Source organism: Nocardia sputi, assembly GCF_023501985.1.
In genome coordinates, this window is the sequence record NZ_JAMFLC010000003.1 from 134,901 (window position 1) to 159,952 (window position 25,052).

Annotated in this window: 1 protein-coding gene; it reads right to left on the reverse strand. The window is 69.5% G+C overall.

The window, feature by feature from the left end; genetic code table 11:
• Positions 1-41 precede the first annotated feature (41 nt).
• Complete coding sequence (locus tag M8859_RS05465; protein WP_249643944.1) at positions 42-24,512, reverse strand: non-ribosomal peptide synthetase; 24,471 nt, start codon at positions 24,510-24,512, stop codon at positions 42-44.
• Positions 24,513-25,052: the final 540 nt, after the last annotated feature.

Consider the following 25,052-nt stretch of genomic DNA (forward strand, 5'->3'; position numbering starts at 1 on the left):
GCCGCTATCGAGCCGACCGCGTTCGGGGCGGCGGCGCAGGCTCAGGCCGAATCGGCGTTCGAGAACCGTTCGAGGATCGGGCCGATGACAGCCAGGGCGTGCGGGTGAGTCAATTCGAGATGACGTGCGTCGACGACCGTGTTGTGCAGGTCACCGGTGATGAAGGGCCGCCACGTCCGCACGACGGCGTCGTGGTCCGCGCGGTCCTTGCCCGCGGTGAAGAAGACCAGGTCGCCGTCGAAAACCTCCGGTCGGTACTCCTGGGCGATGCCGGCCGCGGTCTGGAAACTCTCCATCACCCGGTCGACCTGTTCGGCGGTGAACATTCCGCTGGCGGTCACCTGATCGCGGATCACCGCCCATGCCCGCTCGTGGGTGTCCGCTGTCACCTCGGCGCCGAGATCGAACAGCTCTCGCCAGCCACCGAGCAGATCGGCCATCAGCTCACCCGGCGCGGGCTGGTCCGCGGTGGTGCTCATCGACGCGGCCAGCGCCTCCGAGTCGCCGACTGCACTGTCCATCATGGCCAGCATGCCGACGCGCTGTCCCGCTCGCTGGAGCCGGACCGCCACGGCGTGCGCGATCGCACCGCCCAACGACCATCCGAGCAAGTGATACGGTCCGCTCGGCTGCACTCGGCGAATCTCGGCCACATAGCGTTCGGCGAGTTCATCGACGGAATGCGCACCCGGTTCGCCCGCTACGACATGGGGATCCTGCAAGCCGTACAACGGCCGGTCCCTGTGCAGATGTTCGACCACTCCGCCGTAGAACCACGCCAGCCCGCCCGCGGGGTGCACCGCGAAGATCGCCGGCTTCGCGCCGTGCGCACGCAGCGGCAGCAACACTTGCAGCCCGGAGGCTCCTGCCGCGCCGTCGGCCCTGGCCGCCAGCGCTTTCGGCGTCGCGTCGTCGAACATCCACGGCAACTGGATCGTCACACCGCGCGTGCGCAACTCGGTGACCACCATCGTCGCCAGCAGCGAGTTGCCGCCGAGATCGAAGAACCCGTCCGAAACACCGACCCGCCCGACGCCCAGGACCAGCGCGTAGACCTCGCTGATCACCTTCTCGGTGTGGGTCCGCGGCGCGACGAACGTCTCCGTCGACTCCTCGAACGCGGGAGCGGGCAGTGCTTTCCGGTCGAGCTTTCCGTTGACCGTGAGCGGCAGTGCGGGCAGCACCATGATCGCCGCGGGCACCATGTAACCGGTCAGCACCTCCGCTGCGGTCTCGCGGACCTCGGCCGGGTCGATCCGCTCGCCGTCGATGCCGACGACGTAGCCGATCAGCTGATCCACACCGCGATCGTGCCGGTGCACCGTGACGGCGGCCTGAGTGACGAGCGGATGCCTCAGCAGGGCCGACTCCACCTCGCCCAGCTCGATGCGGAACCCGCGCAACTGCACCTGCGCGTCGGCCCGGCCCGCGTACACCAACTCCAGCCCGCCGGCGGACTTCCGCCACCGGCCCACGTCCCCGGATCGGTAGAGCCGGGCGCCGTCGGGATCGAACGGGTCGGCCACGAATCGTCCCGCCGTCAGGGCGGGCGCGCCCAGATAACCCCGCGCGAGCTGGCCACCGGAGACGTAGATCTCCCCGGCCACACCGATCGGCGCCGGACGCAGGCGGTCGTCGAGGACGTATACCCGCAACCCGGGAAGCGGCGAACCGATCCCCGCCGAGCCGGCGTGGGTGACCTCGGAGAACGTCACGTGAACGGTCGTCTCGGTGATGCCGTACATGTTGATCAGCCGCGGCGTTCCCGGCGCATGCGCCGCGAACCAGTCGCCCAACCGGGACGCATCCAGCGCCTCGCCACCGAAGACGACATAGCGCAGCGCGAGATCACCTGCCGGACAACCGGCTTCGCGATACCGGCGCTCCGCCTCGGCGAATCCGTAGAACGCCGACGGTGTCTGGCTCAACACCGTCACGCGCTCCCGGGCGACGACGTCCACGAACGCCTCCGGCGACCGGGACGTGTCGTAGTTGACCACGACGACCTTGCCGCCGGACAGCAACGCGCCCCAGATCTCCCACACCGCGAAATCGAATGCGTACGAATGGAACATCGTCCACACGTCGCCGGGTCCCACGTCGAACCGCTCGGCCGCGTTGGCGAACAAAGTGACCGCTTCCCGATGGCTGACCGTCACACCCTTCGGGCGGCCGGTCGATCCCGACGTGTAGATCACGTAGGCGACGTTGCCCGGCCGCACACCCGATACCGCGGCCGGCACGGCCGCGCTGTCGTTCCGGCAATCCTCGACCAGCAGTACCGGCGCGGCGCATTCCGGCACTGCCGCGGACAGGTCCGCCGACGTCAGCACCGCGGCCGGGCGAGCGTCGTCGAGCATGAATCGCAGTCGCTCCGGCGGATACGCGACGTCCAGCGGCAGATATCCCGCCCCCGCGCGCACGACGCCGAGCAGGCCGACTACCAGGTCGGCCGTGCGCGGCAATGCCACGGCCACCAGTGTTTCCGGACCCACGCCCTGCTCGGCCAGCCGAGCCGCCACCACGGCGGCGCGCCGATCGAGTTCGGCGTAGGTCAGCTGTGACGCACCGTCGGTCACCGCGACCGTGTCCGGCCGCGCCACGGCCTGGGCGGCGAACAACTCCGCGAGGGTCGTGTCAGCCACCGCGACCCCGGCGTCACCGGCCGCGTCGAGCAGTTCGCGACGCTGCGCCGGGTCCACGAGGTCGATGTCGCCGACCGCGACCGCCGGGTTCGCGGTCACCTCTTCCAGGATCCGCACGTAGGCCTGCGCGAACCGGGTCATCGTCGCCTCGACGAACAGATCGGTGGCATAGGTCAGCCGTCCCCGGATGCCGTCCGGATGCCCTTGGTCACCGGACCGCTCCACCAGGTTCAGGTTCAAGTCGGCCTGCGCCGGTTCGAAACCGTTCTCGACCGGCTCGACGGTGAGCCCGGGCAGCTCCAAGGCGGCCTTGCTCAGGTTCTGGACATCGAGCGTCACCTGATACAGCGGCAGATGCGCGGTGGAACGCGGCGGATTCAGCGCCTCCACCACTTGTTCGAAGGGCACGTCGGCATGCGCGAACGCGGCCAGATCCGTCTCGCGGGTCGCGGCGAGCAGATCGGCGAACGACTCCCGCGGCGACACCTGCGTCCGCAGGACGAGCGTGTTGACGAACATGCCGATCAGATCGTCGAGTTCGCGTTCCCCTCGGCCCGCCACCGGCGTGCCCACCGCGATATCGGTGACACCGGCCAGCCGCGACAGCAGGGCGGTCAGCGCGGCGTGCATGACCATGAAGACCGTCGCGTTCGCCGCCCGCGCGACCGCACCGATTCGTTCCTGCAACGACGCGGAGATCTCGAAATCGACCGTCCGGCCGCGCATGGACGCCACCGGCGGCCGCGGCAGGTCGGTGGGCAACTCGAGCAGCTCGGGCAGGCCGCAGAGCGTGTCCTTCCAGAACCGCAACTGCTGTGCCATGACCGAGCCGGGGTCGCGCTCGTCACCGAGGACGTCCCGTTGCCACAGGGTGTAGTCCGCGTACTGCACCGCGAGAGCGGGCCACAACGGTGGCGTCCCGTGCTTGCTCGCCTGGTAGGCCACCGCCACGTCCCGCGCGAGCGGCAGCATGGACTGTCCGTCGGCGCAGATGTGGTGCACGGCGATGACCAGCACGTGCTCGTGCTCGTCGAGCCGGAACAACTCCATGCGCAGCGGGGGCGCCTGTGTCACGTCGAAGCTCGCCGAGACCGTGGCGAGCACCCGCTCCATCAGCCGCTCCGCCTCGACCGTGACCGCGGTCAGCGTCGCCGGGACCGCCTCGGCGGGAACGGTGACCTGATGAGGCGTTCCGTCGGTGGTCGGGAACTTGGTCCGCAGTGATTCGTGCCGCTCGATGACCAGCTCGCACGCGCGCCGCAACGCACAGATGTCCAGTTCGCCCTTCAGCCGGATCACCAGCGGGATGTTGTAGGCACCGACGGAGGTGTCGAGCTGATTGAGGAACCACATCCGCTGCTGTGCCAGCGACAGCGGAACCAGTGTGGGACGGGTGCGCGGTACCAGCGGCAGCCGGTCGGTCCGCTCGGAGGTGGCCACACGGGCGGCGAGCTGCGCGACGGTCGGCGCTTCGAACAGGTCACGGACGCCGAGGCCGACTCCGAGCGCCGTGCCCAACTGGGCGGTCACGCGCGTCGCCGACAGCGAATTGCCGCCGAGGTCGAAGAAACTGTCGGTGGCACCGACGCGGTCGATGTCCAGCACGTTGCCGAACACTTCCGCCACCTGCCGTTCGGTTTCCGTGCGCGGGGCGACCCAGGCTCGCGCCGCCGAGAATTCCGGCGCGGGAAGCGCCATGCGGTCCAGCTTCCCGGTCCTGGTGAGCGGGAACTCCGCGAGCACCACGCACGCGTCGGGCACCATGTGCGCGGGCAACCGCAGCCGCGCGGCGGCCCTGATCTCCTCCGGATCCAAGTCCTCGGAACCGACGAGGTAGCCCACGAGCCGGCCGATACCGCGCCCATCCTTCCGCAGCACGACAACGGCGTGTTCCACACCGGGTTGTCCGGCCAGGACGGCTTCGATCTCCCCGAGTTCGATGCGCTGACCGCGGATCTTGACTTGGAAGTCGCTGCGACCGAGGTATTCCAAGGTGTGTTCCGGTGTCCAGCGGGCCAAGTCGCCGGTGCGGTACATACGCGACCCCGCCGCACCGAACGGATTCGCGACGAATGCGCCCGATGTCGCCACCGGCCGGTTCACGTATCCGCGGGCCAGTTGCACGCCCGCCAGATACAACTCACCGGCCACCCCGACCGGCACCGGCCGCAACCACGCGTCCAGCACTACGGCCTCGACGCCACTGATCGGCCCACCGATCGTGACGGTTTCACCCGGATTCAGCGGAGCACTGATTCCGGCCAGAATCGTCGTCTCGGTCGGGCCGTACCCGTTCAGCAGTCGACGGCCCGGCGACCACACTGTGACGATCTCCGGTGTCACCGCCTCGCCACCGGCCACCAGCACCCGCAGCGAATCCAACCCCTCCGGCGACATCGTCGCCAGCACGCTCGGGGTCATGAACGAGTGCGATACCCGCTGTGCCCGAATGAATTCCGCCAGCTCGGGACCACCGAACACATCCGGTGGCGGCACCAGCAATACCGCCCCGTTGGTGTGGGCCAACAGAATCTCGAGCACCACGACGTCGAAACCCGGAGCGGAGGCGTTCAGCACGCGCGATCGGCTGTCCGCGCCGAATCGGACACGTTGCACGGCCGCGAAATTCGCCAGGCCCTCGTGGGTGACCGCAACGCCCTTCGGCGTCCCGGTCGAGCCCGAGGTGTATAAGACGTAGGCCGCGTCGCGAACATCCGGCGTCCGCAGCCGGTCGCTGTCCGTCACCGCCTCCGCCGACCGGCCCGCGATCGCCTCGCGGGTCGCCGGATCGTCGAGCACCAGCCGCCGGACGGGATCCGGGACCAGCTCCCGCGACGCCGCGACCGTGACCGCGACCCGCACCTGGGAATCGGCGAGCATGTGTCCCACGCGGTCGGCCGGATTCCGCGGATCGACGGGCAGGAACGCGGCGCCCGTCTTGGCCACGGCCCAGATGCCGACCACGAATTCCACCGACCGCGCCATCGCCAACGCCACCTGATCGCCGGGGCCGACGCCCCAGTCGATCAGGGCGCGGGCGACGCGATTCGACCAGGCGTCCAGCTCGGCGTACGACATCGTCCGCGCACGCGAGACGACCGCTGCCGCATCGGGATTCGTCGCCGCACCGGCGGCCAACAACTCCGCCAGCACACAGGCCGACCGCGCCTGCCCGCCCGTGGCAGGCACCAGGGCGCGGCGCTCTGCCGCGGACAACAGGTCGACCGCGCCCAACAGCGCCCGCGGTTCGGCCGGGATGGCGCGCAGCACCGTTTCCAGACGGGCGGCGAGAGCGGCGGCCGTCCGGTCGTCGACACGGGCCTGCTGGTAGCGGATCCTGACGTGCAACCGGTCGTCCTGGTGGGCCTGAACGGTGATCGGGTAGTGCGCGGCGTCGCTGCCGTCCGCCGCGATCACTCGCATGCCGTCGATGTCCGCCTCGCCCAGACCGCTGCTGTCGACCGGGTAGGACTCGAAGACGACCAGCGTGTCGAACAGCTGGGCAGCGTCCACGGCCGACAGGATCCGGGACAGCTCGACGTCGTGGTGATCGAGCAGACGGGTGTTGTCCGCCTGCAACCGCTGCAGCGCCTCCTCGATGGTTGATGCCCGCGGGACGTGCACGGCGACCGGAATCGTGTTGATGAACAGGCCGATCATCGACTCCACGCCCGGCAGTTCGGCTGGCCGTCCCGAGACCGTGCCACCGAACACCACGCGCTCGACGCCGAGCAGGTTCCCCAGCACCACGCCCCAGGCGAACTGCACGATCGTCGCCATGGTCACCGCTCGAGCGCGGGCATACTCCACCAGCTCGGCGGTGACTGCGCGATCGAGCACGACGGCCGAGTCGACCGGGATGCCGACCGTCGTGTGCGTCCGCGCGTCGGCGACCACCGTGGGTTCGGTGAAATCGCCCAAGACCTCCCGCCACACTTGGATTCCGGCGGACGGTTCGCGCCGATCCAGCCATTCCAAGTAGCCGCGGTAGGACGCCACCGCGGGCAACAGCTCCGCGCGCGCACCCACGGCGTACAGGCCGATCAGCTCGCGCCACAGCAACGGCAACGACCAGCCGTCCAGCAGCAGGTGGTGGGCCGTCAGCACCAGCCGGAACTCCTGCGGCGCCACGGCGATGAGCAGGAACCGCAGCAGCGGCGGATCGGCGGGATCGAACGGTACCGCCCGCTCGGCCGCGATCAGTTCCTCCGGTGTCGTCGTGCCGTCCCGCAGGTCGACCCGCCGCCAGCGCCCGACCGAAGCGGCCGGGATCACCTGCGCCGGAATGCCGTCCGCCGTCCGGACGAAGGCCGCTCGCAGGTTGGGATGACGCTCGAGCAGGGCGGCCGCGGCACGCTCGAGCCGATGCTCATCGATCACGCCGGCGAGGGTGAGTGTCGATTGCGCGGTGTAGACGTCGAGATCACCCGCCGCGAGCTCGGCGTGGAACAGCAACCCGGCTTGCAACGGCGCCAACGACCAGACATCGGCGAGGGATCCGTAGCGGCCGGCGAAGGCGTCCAGGTCGGTCTGGGTGACCTCGACGAGCGGAACGTCGGCCGGGGAGAAGCCCCAATCCTCCTCCGCACGGGCCGCCGCGGTGATCTCGGTGAGCGCGTCGACCCATTCGTCGACGAGTTCGGCTACGTCGTCGTGTTCGAGCAGCCTGGAGGCGTAGCCGACGTGTGCTGTCAGACGCGGTCCGGCCGGGGTGTCCACGATGTTCACATCGATCGTGACGGCCGCCGCCGCGGGCATGTCCGGATCGAACGCCGACCGCCGGTCGAACGTCTCGTCGGTCGGGATCCACGCGAGATCCGACAGCGTCGTGAGATCGACGCCGACCCGGCCGAGATTGTTGAAACCGATCTGCGGCTCCGGCAGTGCCGCGAGCCGCGCGGACGTGTCCGTGTGCAGGTAGCGCAACAGGCCGTAGCCGATTCCCTTGTCCGGAATGCGGCGCAGCTGATCTTTCACGGATTTCACCGCGGCACGCGGATCCCGCGCTTCGACCCCGCTCAGGTCGAGCGCCACCGGATAGGTGTTGGTGAACCACCCCACCGTGCGTGAGACATCCGCGCCCTCGGCGATCTGCTCGGCGCGTCCATGGCCCTCCAGCAGTACTTTCAAGCCCGCGTGCGCGACTCCACGCCGGTGGCGCCAGCGTGTCGTCGCCACGGCCAGGCCGGCCAGCAACGCGTCGTCGACGTTGCCGTGCACGGCCCTCGGGACCGCGTCCAGCAAGGCCGAGGTGGTCTCCACCGGGAGGGTCACCGTCAGATGCCGGACCGTCGAGTGCGTGTCGAGGGCGGGATCCAGCACCGCACTGCCCAGCAGCGGATCGGGGGCCGCGGCCATCCGGTGCCACAGCTCGAATTCCTCGGCGCGGCCCGCGGCGGCGTCGGCGACCGCGTGCGCCCAGCGTCGCATGGAGGTGCCCTGCGCGGGCAACTCCACCGCTCGTCCTTGCGTGACCTGCTGCCAGGCGGTCGCGAAGTCCGGGATGAGGATCCGCCACGACACACCGTCGACCGCCAGGTGATGGATGACGACGAGGGCGCGCGCTTCGGCGTCGACGCCCGGCTCGGGCAGCAGGCACACGACCTGCACCATCCGGCCGGCAGCCGGGTCGAGGCGGTCGGAGGCCTCGGCGAGCGCCGCTTCGGCCACCGCGGTGAAACCTTCGCTGCCCGGAACCCGGTCGGCACCGAAGGTGTGAGTAAGCACCGAGCCTTCTGCGTCGGCGGCGCTTGCCGGTGGCACCTCCAACCGCTGGTCGCACAGCCTCGCGCGCAGCATGTCGTGCTGTTCGAGCACGGCCCGCACCGTCGCGGTCACGTCGCCGACTCGCGCGTCACGCGGCAAGCGCACCAGCATCGACTGCGCGAACCGCGGGGCGGCGCCGAGGCGCTCGGTGAACCAGGAAACGACGGGCGTGAACGGGATCTCGCCCACGCCGCCACCCGGCAGCTCCGAAAGCGAGACCCGTTCGGCGGCCGCGGCGACCCGAGCCAGGCCGCGGACGGTCTTGTGCTCGAAGATGTCGCGCGCCGTCACGATGACGCCCGCCGACTTCAAACGGGAAGCCAACTGGATGGACAGAATGGAATCGCCGCCGAGAGCGAAGAACGACGTGGTGACACCGACCGACGCGATGCCGAGGACGTCGGCGAAGGCGACCGCGATGGTGCGCTCCAGATCGGTCGACGCCGCCACCGCGTCGTCTCCGGCGGCTCGGAAGACCGGTTCCGGCAGCGCTTTGCGATCCACCTTGCCGGTCGAGGTGATCGGCATGCGGTCGAGCACGGTCAGCGCCGACGGCACCATGTGCGCGGGCAGTACCGACGCGACGTGGTCGAGCACGGTGGCCGGATCCACGATCGTTCCGGTCTCGGTGACGATGTACGCGGCGAGCAGCGGCTGCCCGCCGGGGCCGGTGCGGCTCACGGTGACTGCGGCCGCCACCCGCGGGTGGGTGAGCAGCGCGGCGTCGATCTCACCGAGTTCGATGCGCTGACCGCGAATCTTGACCTGGAAGTCGCTGCGGCCGACGTATTCCAGAGTGTGCTGCGCGGTCCACCGGACGATGTCACCGGTGCGGTACATCCGTGCACCCGGCTCACCGTGCGGATCGGCGACGAACGCACCGGCGGTGGCCGTGCGCCGGTTGAGGTATCCGCGCGCCAGTTGTGCGCCCGAAAGGTACAGCTCCCCCGCCACTCCCACCGGCACCGGACGCAATCGCGCGTCGAGCACCAACGCCTGCGCGCCACGAATCGGGCCGCCGATCGCGATCGGATCGCCCGGCCGCACCGGGTCGCTCATCGTGATCACGATCGTCGTCTCGGTCGGGCCGTAGATGTTGTGCAGTCGCCGTCCGGGCGCCCAGGTGGCGATCAACTCCGCGGGCACCATCTCACCGCCTACGGCGAGCATCCGCAGCGATTCCAGACCGGCCGGTGACATGGTCGCCAGCACACTCGGCGTCAGGAACGCATGCGACACCTGATGCGTCCGGATCAGCTCCGCCAGATCGGGTCCGCCGAACACCTCCGGCGGTGACACGACCAACGACGCACCGGCCGCGTGTGCCATCAACGCTTCGAGCAGCACCGCGTCGAACGCGGGCGCCGCCACTTGCAACACTCGGGACGTGCTGTCGACCCGGTAGCGTTCCCGCTGCTCGGCCGCGAAGCTCGCCAGCCCGGCATGGGTGACCACGACACCCTTCGGGGTGCCCGTCGACCCGGACGTGTAGATCAGGTACGCGGCATCCTGGAGCCGCAGTGCGCGTCCGCGGTCGGCATCCGTCACCAGCTGATCGGACTGTGCCGCGATCTCATTCGCTGTGTGGGGATCGTCGAGCAACAGCCAGCGCACAACGTCCGGCAAGGACGTGCGTGCCGACGCGAGCGTGAGCCCGATCTCGACACCGGAATCGTGCACCATGTGCGCGATTCGCTCGACCGGGTAGCGCAGATCCACCGGGACGAATGTGGCGCCGGTCTTCGCGATGGCCCACATGGCGACGTGATAGTCGACCGACCGTGGCACGGCCAGCGCGATGAACACGCCCGGCCCCGCGCCTCGTGTGATCAGCCGGCGGGCGAGCTGGTTGGCCCTGCGATCGAGCTCCCGGTAGGTGAGCGTGCCGGTGTCCCCGATCAGGGCCACCGCCGCCGGGTCGGTGGCCACGGCCGCGTCCAGCACATCCGGAAGCAAGCAAGGCCGTGCGGCCTCGCCGCCCCGCGCGGGCACCAATCGTTCGGTGTCGGCGGCGCTCAACAGGCCGATGCGGCCGATCGGACGGGCCGGATCACAGGTGACCGCTTCCAGCACGCGGACGAACCTCTCGGCGAGTGAACGCGCTGTCGACTCGACGAAGAGATCGGTGGCATAGATGATCTCGCCGTCGATCCCGGCGGCTTGGTCGCCGTCGCGGCGTTCGGTCACCAGCACGGTGAGGTCGGCCTTGGCCTGCGCGATACCGGGATCGAGGACTTCGACACCGATGCCGGGCAGCTCGAACCGGGCAGCCCGGGTGTTCTGCAACCCGAACATCACCTGGAACAGCGGCGAGTACGCCGTGGAACGCGGACGGCCGATGACCTCGACCAGCCGCTCGTAGGGCAGATCGGCGTGGGCGAGCGCTTCCAGGTCGACATCGCGCACGTGGGCCAGCAGTTCCCGGAACGACCGGTCGTCCTCGATGCGCGTCCGCAGCACCACCGTGTTGACGAACATGCCGACCAGATCGTCCAGTTCCGGCCTGCCGCGACCGGCGACGGGGGTGCCGACCGAGATGTCGTCGCTGTGCGCGGTGCGCGCCAGCAGGATCGCCAAGGCCGCGTGCAGGACGACGAACACGGTGACGCCCTCGCGGTGGGCCAGCCGCACGATGTCGTCGTGCAGCCGCGCGGGCAGCTCGAACCGGATGTTGCCGCCGTCCATCGAAACGGTCGCGGGACGCGGGCGGTCGGTCGGCAGGGCCAGCAGCTCCGGAGCGCCGTCGAGCGCGTCGGTCCAGTACTCGATCTGACGCGCGATCAGCGATGTCGGTTCGTCCTCGGAGCCGAGCATCTCCCGCTGCCACAGCGCGTAGTCGGCGTACTGGATCTCCAACGGCTGCCATTGCGGCGCATGGCCGCTCACCCGCGCCCCGTACGCGGCGAAGACGTCGCGGGCGAGCGGAGCCATCGATGCGCCGTCGGCCGCGATGTGATGGACCACCACCACCAGGACGTGCTCCTCGGAGGCGGTGCGATACAGCCGCGCCCGCACGGGCACCGCGTCGGCGATGTCGAAGCCCGCCTCCACGGCATCCCGGATCCGGTCGCCCAGTTCCGTCTCTCCGGAGACCGGCTCCGGTTCGAACGTCACATCAGCGGCGATGGACGCGACGTCCCGCACCACCTGGCAGGGGTCGCCCTCGATGAGCGGAAACACCGTCCGCAAGGGCTCGTGCCTGGTCACCACGTCGAGGAATGCGGCCCGCAGCGCATCGATGTCCAGCGGGCCGGTCAAGCGGGCCGCGAAGCAGATGTTGTAGGCCGCCGAGCCGGTGTCGATCTGGTTGAGGAACCAGATCCGCCGTTGCGCCGCCGCCAACGGGATGACCCCGTGGCGTCGCCGTGCCGTCAGCGGCGCCACGGTGGACCCGGTGCGCGTCGAAATACGTTGGGCGAGTGCGGCGATCGTCGGAGCGTCGAAAACGTCCTTGATGCCGACGTCGACACCGACGGCTGCCTGGGCACGCGCCGCGAGCTGGGCAGCCGACAGCGAGTTCACACCGATTTCGAAGACGTTGGCCGTCACGCTCACGCGGTCGGCCCCGGTGAGTTCGGCGACCAGGCGAGCCAGCACGGCCTCGGCCTCGGTGCGCGGCGATACGAAGGTTTCCCCGGTGTCGAACACCGGTTGAGGCAGCGCCGAACGGTCGAGCTTGCCGTTCGCGGTGAGCGGCATCGCATCGAGCACCTGCACACCGTCCGGAACCAGGTAGGAGGGCAGGGTGCGCGTCAGTTGTTCGCGAATCGCGCGCCCGTCGAGCACCGCGCCCGGCACCGGCGTCACGTATCCGACGATGCGCTCGGTCGTCACGATGGCCACCGCACGCGCCACCTGCGGCACCGCACGCAGCGCGGCTTCGATGTCACCGGGCTCCACCCGCTGACCGCGCACCTTCACCTGGAAGTCGCTGCGGCCCAGGTACTCCAGCTCCCCCGTCTTCCGCCACCGGACCAGGTCACCGGTCCGATACAGCCGCTCCCCCGCCACACCGAACGGGTTCGCGACGAAGGCGCGGCAGGTGAGGTCGGCGCGCGCGTGGTACCCGCGCGCCAATTGGATGCCGGAGACGTACAGTTCGCCGACGACCCCGACCGGCACCGGCCGCAGCCGCGAATCCAGCACGTAGACCTTCATGCCTGCCGCGGGCGCTCCGATCGGCACCGTCGTGGCGGTCGTCGCGTGCGGTGCGCACCGCGCAGACGTGACCACCTCCGCCTCCGCGGGCCCGTACCAGTTCACCAGCTCGGCTCCCGCGAAGACCTGCGCCGCGTCGTCGACGGTGCGTTGCGCCAGCGCCTCACCCGCGACGAAGACCCGCCGGATCGAAGGCAGTCGTGCCGCGCCCACGGATTCGAGCAGGACATCGAGCATCGACGGGACGAAGTGCACGGTGGTGATCCGGCGCCGGGCGATGACGTCTGCCAGGTAAGCGGGGTCGCGATGTCCGTCCGGTTCGGCGACGACGATATGCGCACCGGTCTGCAACGGCCAGAACAACTCCCACACGGCGATGTCGAACGTGATCGGCGTCTTGTGGAGCACCGCGTCGGAGGTGTCGTGCGGCCACTGCCGCTGCGCCCACGCCAACTGGCTCACGGTGGCGGCATGGGTCAGGGCCACCCCCTTGGGGACGCCGGTGGACCCGGAGGTGAACAGGACGTAGGCGAGGTGGTTGGGCCGCAGCGGCATGCGCCGCTGGGCATCCGTGACCCTGGCCGCGGACAGGTTCGTCACGTCCAGCCGGTCGAGGGGCACGCACTCGAATCCGCTCGGCAGATCCGCGCTGTCGGCCGCGGTCGTGAGCACCACCAGCGGACGGGCCGCGTCCAGCACGTGCGCGATACGCGCGCTCGGATGGTCGGGGTCGATCGGCAGGAACGCGGCGCCCGCCTTGACCACCGCGTAGACAGCGGTGACGAGTTCGGCCGACCGACGGACGGCCACCGCCACAATCGTTTCCGGCCCGGCGCCGCGCGCGATGAGCCATCGGGCGAGGCGGTTGACACGGGCGTCGAAGTCCCGGTAAGTCCACGCGGTGCCATCCGAGAGCCGAATCGCCGTACTGTCCGGGGTGCGCGCGACCTGTTCGTCGAACATGTCGACGAGCGTCCGGCCCGGTGCGGCGGAGCCACCGGTGTCGTTCCACCGTTCCAGCACCTCGGACCGCTCCGCCGCGCCGAAAAGCTCGATCTCGCCGACGGTGCACTCGGCGTCGCGGGCCGCGGCGTCGAGGACACGGACGAATCGGTCGGCGAAGCACCGTGCCGTGTCCTCGTCGAAGAGGTCCGTGGCGTAGGTCAGGCGCAGGGTCATGCCGGTCGGCTCGTTGTGCGTGCCGTGGCCTTCGCTCATCATGAGCAACAGGTCGTAGATCGCCGCGCTGTCGCCCGGGTCCACGTTCTCCACGGTGAGCCCCGGAAGCTCGACGCGAGCTCGAGTCATGTTCTGGTAGGCCAGCAGCACCTGGAACAACGGTGTGTGGGCGGTGGATCGCACCGGGTTGAGCGCGTCCACCAGTTGTTCGAACGGCACGGTGGCATGGTCGAAGGCCTCGATATCGGTGCGCCGCACCTCCTCCAGCAGGCCGGCGAAGGTCTGATCGAGCGTGATCCGGGTGCGCATCACCAAGGTGTTGACGAACATGCCGACGAGGTTGTCCAGCGACCGGTCGCCACGGCCCGCGTGCGGCACCCCGACGGTGACATCGGCACTGCCGGAGAGCCTGGACAGCAGCACCGCCAGCGCCGTGTGCACCACCATGAACGTGGTGGCTCCGGCTCGCCGCGCCAGCGACTCCACCCGCCCCTGCAGTTCGCCGGGGATGGCGACGTGCAGCACCGCGCCGCGCTGGGACTGTTCGAGCGGCCTGGGCCGGTCGGTCGGCAATTCCAGCAGATCCGGCACCCCCGCGAGCTGCTGTCGCCAGTAGGCGATGTCGCGGGCCACATAGGAGTCCGGGTCATCCGCCGAACCGAGCACCGCGCGCTGCCACAGGGCGTAGTCGGCGAATTGCACCGGCAGCGGCGCCCAGGCCGGTGCGGCACCGCCCGAACGGGCCCGATACGCCACCACCAGGTCGGCGGCGAGCGGAGCCACCGAGAAGCCGTCACAACTGATGTGGTGGGCAGCCAGCGCGATCGTCCACGCCGCGTCCGACAACTGGTACAGCGCGACGCGCAGCGGCACGGCCTTCGCCACGTCGAATCCGATACCGCAGAATTCGGCCAGCCGGTGCGGCAGTTCCCGCTCGCCGACCGCCTGCGGGGTGAGATCGCAGGTGGCCAAGACGTCCTCGGTGTCGAGCACGACCTGGGTGGGTGTGCCGTCGACGGCCGGATACATGGTGCGCAAACTCTCGTGCCGCTCCACGACATCGCCGACAGCGGCCGCCAAGGCGGCCGGATCGAGCGCGCCGTCCAGCCGGATCGCCAGCGGCACGACATATCCGGGTGCGGCGGGATCGAACTGGTTGAGGAACCACATCCGTGTCTGCGCGTGCGACAGCGGGATCCGGTCCGGCCGCGGGACCCGGGTGGGCGCGGGAAGGCTCGGAACCGCGCGCAACCGGGCGACACGCTCGGCCAAGCCGGCCACGGTCGGGGCCTCGAAGATCGCTCGGACCGGGATCGTCACGTCGACGACGTCACCGATGCGGCTCAGCGCGCGAGTCGCGACGAGGGAGTTGCCGCCCAGCTCGAAGAAATTGTCGTCCGCGCCGATCTCGGGCCGGTCGAAGAGTTCGGCGAAGACCGTGGCGATCGCCTGTTCGACCAGGCCCTGCGGCGAACGGAACTCGGCCACCTGGGCACTCGGGTCCGGCTCGGGCAACGCCCGGTAGTCCACCTTGCCGTTCGCATTGAGCGGCACGGAGTCGATCCGGGTCACCGACGAGGGCACCATGTAGGCGGGCAGCCGGTCCGACAGGAAGCTCCGCACCTGCCTGACGTCGAGCGTCGCGTCCGCGACGACATACGCGACCAACCGCTGCTCGCCCCTGTCGGCGCGTACCTGCGCGACGGCCGCGTGCACCTGCTCGTGCGCGATCAGCGCGGCTTCGATGTCGCCGAGCTCGATGCGCAGGCCGCGCACTTTCACCTGGGTGTCGGCGCGGCCGACATAGCGCAGCTCGCCGGCTTCGTCCCAGCGAACGAGGTCGCCGGTGCGGTAGAGCCGAGCCCCGCCCCCGGCGCCGAAGGGATCCGCGACGAACGTCGCCGCGGTCAGGCCGGGTCGTTCGTGATATCCGCGAGCCAGCTGTACGCCACCCAGGTACAACTCACCGGTCACGCCGACCGGAACGGGATGCAGCCGGGAGTCCAGCACATGAACGGTGACGTTCGCTTCCGGAACGCCGATCGGCACGGCCACGCCCTCGACAGTGTCGATCCGATGGGCCGTGACACTGACCGCGGCCTCCGTCGGGCCGTACAGGTTGTCGATGCGCGCATCGCTGAAATCCCGGAAACGCCGAACGGTTTCGGTCGGAAGCGCCTCGCCGATGCACAGCACACGGCGCAGCGCCGGGAACCGACGCGAAGTAGCGACCTCGAGGAACGCCGACAGCAGTGACGGCACGAAATCCACCGTCGTCACCCGATGTTCGGCCATCAGCCGAGCGACCTCGTGCGGGTCGCCGTGGGCATCAGGGCCTGCGACGACCACTGCCGCGCCACAGGTCAGCGCCGAGAACAGCTCCCAGACCGACAGGTCGAATGTCACCGGCGTCCGCAACAGCATGACGTCGTCGCCGTCGAGCCGGTAGTGATCGTGCATCCAGCGCAGCTGGTTCACCACCGCGGCGTGCGGGACCGCCACGCCCTTGGGCACACCCGTCGAGCCGGAGGTGTAGATGACATAGGCCAGATCCTCCGGGCGCAGTGGCCGGGTCCGGTCCGCGTCGGTCACCGCGGAGGAGTCCTCGTGCTCGGCTTCGAGCTCCGCGTGCGCCCACACCGGCACGTCACCGGGCAAGCTCGCCTGGTCGTCGGGCCGGGTCAGGACCGCAACCGGACGTGCGGCGGAGAGGACGGCGCGCACGCGGTCGACCGGGTGATCCGGATCCAGCGGCAGGTAGGCCGCGCCCGCGGCATGAACGGCGTACAGCGTGGCCAGCAGATCGACCGAGCGCCGCATCGCCACCGCCACGACGGTCCCCGGGCCGACGCCGCGGCGGATCAGCGCGCGGGCCAGCGAATTCACCCGCGCGCCGAAGTCCCGGTAATCGAGACGGGCGCCGCTCACGTCGTCGAGCACCGCCGTATGCTCCGGCGTCGCCGCCACTTGCGCGGCGAACAGATCCGCGATCGTCACCGCGGGCAGCGGTGTCGCCACCCCGTACGACCGCATCCGGAGCCGGCTCGACTCCTGCGCGGTCAGCAGATCGATGTCGCCGATGGGGCGGGTGGGATCGAGGACGATCGCGCGCAGCAACAGCAGGTAGCGCTCGAACATCGCGGTGACCGTCGCCTCGTCGAACAGATCCGTGGCGTAACCGAATTCCACTGCCATGTCGCCCGGTTCGCCGACCGGTTCCAAGGCGTCGACCAGATTCAGGTGCAGGTCGTACTTCGCCACGCTCGGGTCGGCCATCTGGGCCGACACCGTCAGGCCCTCGAATTCCACCGTGGGGATCTCGATGTTCTGGAACGAGAAACCCACCTGCGTCAGCGGCGCGTGCGCCGTCGAGCGGGGCGGATTCAGCACCTCGACGAGACGCTCGAACGGGATGTCGGCGTTCTCGAAGGCGGCCAGGTCGGTGGCCCGGACCTGATCCAGGATCCGGACGAAGGACGCGCCGGGCTCGATGTACGTCCGCAACACCAGCGTGTTGACGAACATGCCGACCAGGCCGTCGAGTCCCGGCTCGCCACGACCGGCGATCGGTGTGCCCACCGCGATGTCCCCGGTACCGGACAGCCGTGCCAGCAGCGCCGCGTATGCCGCGTGCATCACCATGAAGACCGTCGCGTCGTGGCGGCGGGCCAGCGAGACCACCTCACGGTGGAGATCCGCGGGCAGCGTCGCCGAGACCGTCCCCCCGTGGAAGGACTGCTTGGCAGGCCGCGCACGGTCGGTGGGCAGATCGAGAACTTCCGGCAGATCGGCGAGAGCCGCGAGCCAGTATCGGGTCTGGGCGACGGTCGGGCTGTGCGGGTCGTCCTCCGTGCCGAGCAGTTTTCGTTGCCACAGCGCGTAATCCGCATACTGCACGGGCAACGGCGCCCACTGCGGCGGCTGGCGCCGGACACGGGCTTTGTACGCGGTCATCAGGTCCGCTGCCAGCGGCGCGAGCGAGGACCCGTCGAAGCTGATGTGGTGGACGACGAGCACCAGGGAGTGCTCGTCGGGCGCGCTGCGCAACAGCGCCACCCGGAACGGAACCTCGGTGGTGACGTCGAAGCCCACCGTCACCTCCGCGACGACACGCGCCTCGACCTCGCCTGCCGCGACCGTCACCGGTGCCAGCGGCGGCAGCGCCGCCTCGACGGGGACGATCACCTGATGCGGTCCGCTGTCACTGTCCGGATAGACGGTCCGCAGCGCCTCGTGCCGCGCGAGCACATCCGCGATCGCCGCGTGCATCGCCGCCACGTCGAGGTCGCCCGACATCCGCACGACCAGCGGGATGTTGTACACCGGCGAGCTCGTGTCGAATTGATTGAGGAACCACATGCGGGCCTGGGCGGGTGACAACGGGATCCGGTCCGGACGCTCCTGCGGTACCAGGGACTCCCGCGTCGCCGCGTCCGCGCTGCGCAGGCGCTCCGCCAGCGCGCCGATGGTCGGCGTCTCGAAGATCGCGCGCAAGGGAACCTCGACGCCGAACGCGCCGCTGAGCTGCGCTGCCGCGCGGGTGGCCGACAGCGAGTTGCCGCCGAGATCGAAGAAGCTGTCCAGCACGCCGACGCGTTCGATGCCCAGCACGCCCGCGCAGATGTCGGCGACGATCTGCTCGGTCGCGTTGCGCGGTGCGACGAATTCCACGGCGGGGGCGAACTCGGGTTCCGGCAGCGCGGCGCGGTCGACCTTGCCCACCGACGACAGCGGGAGGGTGTCGAGCACCATGGTCGTGTCCGGCACCATGTGCGAGGGCAGGCGTTGGGCCGCGTACTTCGTCAGCTCCGCGGTATCGACGGCGCCGTCGGCGGGCACCACGTACGCCGCCAGTCGTGTTCCGCCGTCGGTGGGCACGCCTACCACGACCGCGGCCGCGACCGCCGGGTGTCCGGCGAGAACGGCTTCGATTTCGCCGAGTTCGATGCGCTGGCCACGAATCTTGACCTGGAAGTCGGTGCGCCCCAGATATTCCAAAGTGTGCTCGGTGGTCCAGCGCGCGAGGTCACCAGTGCCGTACATCCGGGTACCCGCGGGGCCGTACGGGTTGGCGACGAAAGTGGCGGCCGTGGACGCGGGCCGATTGAGGTATCCGCGCGAGAGCTGCACACCTGAGACGTACAGCTGTCCGGTCACCCCGACGGGGACGGGCCGCAACCGGTCGTCCAATACCACCGCGTCGATGCCGCGGATCGGGCCGCCGATGGTGACCGGGTCGCCGACGCACAACGGATCGCTGATCGCGACCATGATCGTGGTCTCGGTCGGTCCGTATCCGTTGTGCAGGCGCCGTCCCGGCGCCCACACCGCGACCGTCTCGGCCGGCACCGCTTCGCCGCCGGCCACCAGCACCTCCAGCGAATCGAGCCCGGCGGGCGACATCGTCGCCAGCACGCTCGGGGTCACGAACGCGTGCGACACCTCGTGCGCGCGAATCAACTCCGCCAGCTGCGCGCCGGCGAACACCTCCGGCGGTGACACGACCAGCACCGCACCGTTCGCGTGGGCCATCAGCAGTTCCAGCATGACCGCGTCGAAACCCGGGGCCGCCACCTGCAACACCCGTGACCTGCGGTCGACGCGATACCGTTCGCGCTGTTCGATCGCGAAATTCGCCAGGCCCTCGTGGGTGACCGCCACGCCCTTCGGCTTGCCAGTGGAGCCCGACGTGTAGAGCACGTAGGCCGCGTCGGCCACGCGGCAAGCGCGCACGCGGTCCGCGTCGGTCACCGCGGCCGGTGACTGTGCCGCGATGAACGCTTCGGTGCCCGGATGGTCGAGCACCAGCTGCCGCACGTGCCCGGGAAGCAGAGCGCACGAAGTCTCGACCGTGAGCGCGACCTCCACCTCCGCGTCCGCGACCATGTGCGCGACCCGCTCGCTGGGATAGCGCGGGTCGATCGGCACGAACGCGGCGCCCGCCCGCGCCACCGCCCACACACCGACGACGAACTCCACCGACCGCCCCATAGCCAGTGCGACCTGATCCCCCGGCCCCACACCCCATTCGATCAGCACCCGCGCGACGCGGTTGGACCACTCGTCCAACTCCCCGTACGAGAGCACCCGATCCCCCGACACCACGGCGGGCGTGCCGCGATCGCCGACCAGCAGGACGTCGGCCAGAACCCGGGGCGTCTCGGCACGACCGCCGGAGGCCGGGACCAAACCCAGTCGCTCGACGCCGGACAACAGATCCACGTCACCGACCCGCGCCCGCGGATTCGACACGAACGCGTCGAGAACCCGGTTCAGCCGCTCGGCGAGCTCGTCGACGGTCTCCCGGTCGAACAGGTCGGTCGCGTAGTTGATCCGCAGTGCGACATCCCCACCCGCTGCGGTGTTCTCGGCGACGGTGACGATGATGTCCACCTTCGCCGGTTCGGGCCCCGGATCCAGGAGTTCGACGGTGAGCTCGGACAACTCCAAGCTCGCCCGGTCCATGTTCTCGAAAGCGAGATACACCTGGCACAGCGGCGCGTACGCCATGGACCGTTTCGGATGCAGTTCGTCCACGACGCGCTCGTAGGGCACGTCGCTGTTGGCGAAGGCATCGACATCGATGTCCTTGACACGGGCCAGGAACTCGGTGAACGACTCCTCGGAGGACACCTCGGTGCGCAGCGGCACGGTGTTGACGAACATGCCGATGAGTGGCTCGAGCGCGCGTTCGCCGCGTCCGGCGACCGGCGTGCCGATGGTGATGTCCGCCGAACCCGACAACCGGGCCAGCAGCACGGCCAGCGCGGCGTGGACGACCATGAACGTGGTGACGTTGGCCGCGCGCGCCAGACGTTCGATCCCGGCGAAGGTCTCGGCCGGGATCACGGTGTCGGCGACGTCGCCGAGCATGGATCGGCGGGCTGGACGCGGTCGGTCCGCGGGCAGTTCCAGCACCGGCGGCATCCCCGCCAATTGCCGCGACCAATACCGCAATTGATGGGCGGACCGAGAATCCGGATCGTCCGGGTCGCCGAGCAGGCTGCGATGCCAGATGCTGTAGTCGGCGTACTGGACGATCAAAGGCTCCCAGTCCGGGATCTTGCCCTCCGCCCGTGCCTCGTAGGCGACGGCGACGTCGGCCGCGAGCGGCCGGAGGGAGGAGCCGTCGCAGCAGATGTGGTGCAGGACGACGACGAGGACATGCCGCCTGCGGTCGGCCGTCGCGAGCAGCGCCACCCGGATCGGCGCGCGTTCGCGAAGATCCGTCCCGACCGATGCCAGCTCGCGAATCCGATGGTCGATGTCGTCCGGATCGGTCGGCTGCGGGGTCAGGTCGAGACCGGCGACGACCTCGTCGGCCGACAGGACGACTTGTGTTCCTTCCCCGTCGACGGCGGGGTAGACGGTGCGCAGCGATTCGTGCCGGTCGATCACGTCGGTCAGCGCGGCACGCAGCGCCGCGGCGTTGAGCCGCCCGGTCAGCTGCACGATCAGCGGGATGTTGTAGGCCGCGGACGTCGGGTCGGTCTGGTTGACCAGCCACATCCGATTCTGCGCGGGTGCCAGCGGGATGGGCTCCGGTCTGGCCGCCGCCCGCAGCACGGGCCTGGCGGAGCGGCGAGTGTCCTCGAGATGAGCGGCGAGTTCGGCGACGGTCTGTTTGACGAACAGGTCACGGACCGACACGTCGCAACGAGTCACTTCCGCGATGCGCACCGCCGCGCTGGTCGCGGTGATCGAGTTGCCGCCGAGTTCGAAGAAGCTGTCCAGCACGCCCACCCGGTCCGTGCCGAGGACCTCCGCGAAGACGTCCGCGATCGATTCCTCGACGACGGTGCGTGGCGCGACGTACGCGGCGGCCGAATCGAACACCGGCTCGGGCAGTGCCCGGTAGTCGACCTTGCCGTTCACCGTCAACGGCACCGCGTCGATCACGACGATGCTCGACGGCACCATGTATTCCGGCAGCAGCCCACCGACGTGCGTGCGCAGGTCGTCCGCCTCGCAGGCGGCGCCCACGGCGGGTACGACATAGCCGACGAGCCGGGCCGCCTCCGTGCCGGGCAGATGCACGACCACGACCGCCGCGGCGACGCTGCTGTGGCCGAGCAGGGCGTTGCGGATCTCGTCCAGCTCGATTCGGAATCCGCGCAACTGCACCTGCTGATCGGCACGGCCGCGGTATTCCAGTTCGTCTTCGTGATTCCAGCGCGCGACGTCGCCACTCCGGTACAGGCGCTCGCCGGGCTGCCCGAACGGATTCGCGACGAAACGTCCCGCGCTCAGCGCCGGTCGGTCGAGATAGCCGCGCGCGAGTTGCGTGCCCGCTACGTAGATCTCGCCCCAGGCGCCGAGCGGGCACGGACGCAACCGCTCGTCGAGGACATACGTGCGCAAGCCCGGCAGGGCCGGACCCACGGTGCTCGGTGCGCCCGGAACGGCGATGTCCGGGGTGAGGCCGGTGTAGGTGACGAAGACGGTGGTCTCGGTGATCCCGTAACTGTTGGCCAGCACAGGCAGATTCGGATTGTGTTCGTACCAGTCGGCCAGGGCGGCCGGATCGAGAGCTTCGCCCGAAAGGATGATCAACCGCAGCGACAACTCGCCTTCGGGCTCCCCGGCGTGCGCGTACCGCTGACGCGCGGCCGCGAACTGGTAGAACGCCGAGGGCGTCTGGCTGAAGACCGTGACCTTCTCCCGCGCCGCGAGACGCACGACGTCATCGGGCGAGCGAGAGGTGAGGCTGTCCACGACGACGACCCGGCCTCCGGTGACCAGGGGCCCGAAGATCTCCCACACCGAGTAGTCGAAGGCGAAGGAATGGAACAACGTCCAGACGTCGTCGGCCCGGATACCGATCTCGGCGCACGAGTTCACCAGGTAGGTGGACACGGCCCGGTGGGTGATCGTGACGCCCTTGGGCCGGCCGGTCGATCCGGAGGTGTAGATGATGTAGGCGAGGTGGTCGGGACGCAGCGGACCGGTCCGTTCGGCATCGGTGATCGGGTCCGTGGCCCGCTCCGCGGCGAGAACGTCATCGTACAGCACGACGCGGCCGGGGTCACCCGGCACCTGCTCGCGCATGCCCGGCTTCGTCACCACGGCGATCGGGTTCGCGTCGCCCAGCACGTATTCCAGCCGCTCGGCCGGGTGGGCGGTGTCCAGCGGAAGGTACCCGGCGCCCGATTTCAGCACGCCGAGCGCGGCGACGATCAGATCGGCGTCGCGTGGCATCGCGATGGCCACCAGTGATTCCGGTCCCGCGCCGAGCGCGATGAGCCTGCGGGCGAACCGGTTGGAACGTTCGTCGAGTTCGCGGTAGGTGAGGGTGGTGTCGTCCGAGGTGACGGCCGGCGCGGACGGGGTAGCCGCAGCCTGCCGGGCCAGCAGATCCACCAGTGTCGCGGAGGGGGATCGGCCGTCGTGGCCCGCGAGCTCCTCCACGATGCGCAGTTCCTCGGCGGGCCCGACGAGCTGGATGTCGCCGATGCGGGTGTCCAGGGGCGACTCCATCATCCGGTGCAGGAAATCGACGAACCGATCCGCGTGCGATTCGAGTTCGCCCTGCCGGTAGAGGTTGGCGTTACCGTGCAACTCGATGAGCAGCGGCGCGTCCGCCCCCGAGCGGTACAGGTTCAACTGCAGATCGTCCAGCGCGCCGGAGGTCAGCGCGCGGTAGCGGCCCGCGGCCGAGCCGAGGCGGATCTCCGAGTCGAAGAACAGGATGTTCACGATCGGTCCGAAGGAGTTCGCCGACGCGTCGAGCGCGGCGGAGTCGCGGCGCAGATCCTCGAACCGGTACAACTGGTGACGCATCGCCGAGACGAGCTCGGACACCGAGGCGCGTACCAGCTCCTCCACGGTGGTCGAGTGCCGCACGGCGAAGCGAATCGGCACCATGTTCGCCAGCATCGCGGCGGCGTTGCGCAGGCGCTTGGTCACTCGCGCCGTCACCGGCATCGACAGAGCGACGTCGTCGGTGCCGGTCATCCGGGCGAGGAACGCGGCGAACGCGGCGATCACCACCTGCGCGGCGGACGCGTTCACCTCCTCGGCGAAGCGATCGAGCCGGTCGGACAGGTGCGCGGGCAGCTGCAGCCCGGCCACGCGGTCCAATTTGCCTGCCCGGGCAGTGCGGCCGGACAGGCTCACCGGCGTCGGAAGATCGGAAACCTTGTTCAGCCAGTAGGCCTTGTCCGTCTCGTACCGCCTGCTGGCACGATAGGCCTGCTCCGCTTCGACGATCTCGCGCAGGCTAGCCGCGTCCAGTCGCGTCGGCGGCCTGCCCTCCAGCAGGGCGTTGTAATGCTCGGCCATCCGGGTCAGCATGTTGAAGGCGCCGTACCCATCGATCACCAGATGGTGTGCGCGGCCGTACCAGAAGTAGTGGTTTTCGCCGACCCGGATCAGCCTGGTCGCGGTGAGCCGGTCGCGGCTGAGGTCGACCACCTTGGTGTTGTAGTCGCGACGCATCCATTCCATCGCCGCCGCGACCGGATCCTCCGCATCGCTGAAATCCAGCAGCGGCTCGTCGTGGATGATGCCGCGGTCGACGTACTGGTACGGGCGGCCGTCGGATTCGACCACGCGCACGAGAAGGGACTCGGTTTCGTGCCCGGCGGCGTTCACGGCCCGGTTGAACACGTCGAGGTCCACCGGGCCCTCGATCTCGACGTACTGTGCGATGTTGACAGCCGGTCCGCCGGGCATGTGGTCCGCGAGCCACATGCCGTACTGCGCACTCGAGAGCGGAATCAGCCCCAGATCGCCGTCGGCGGTTCCGTCTGACTTCAGATTCATCGCATGACCCCTCATTCATACCCGGACGCGTCGCAGCACGGCGGAAGGGCGTTGGCCCACCGCATCCGAAATCTGGCTTTTATATGCACTTCGTCTACTCCGAGGCGGCGCTGCCCCTGCTCTTCGCCGCGCCGGTCAGGTACCGCATGTAGCTGGTTCCGTCAGCGCCAGGTATCCGAATCGGATCCGTGCGTGACATCAACGACGCCTTCCACACCTCCCGTTTGTCGTCATTTCCAGTAGTTCAGAATCTGAAAACAGAACTTTTGAATCTGGGGTGAAGCATCGACACTCAGGCGGAACAAGCTATCTGACAGCAGTCCGGGTCAGTCTAGTGGCATCAAAGCTCTCGACTCCGCACGGAAGCCGGGCGTTTCCAATCTCGTTTCGAGCGATGTGGCCGCGGCACGCCTCGCCGCGATGCGATCACCACGCGCACGCATCAACTGCGAAGCACCTGATACCCGGGGGTGCATCCGATGATGAACACCCGCGATCGGGCATGGTACATGCCGGATGGGGACCGCGATCAAGTCGGGA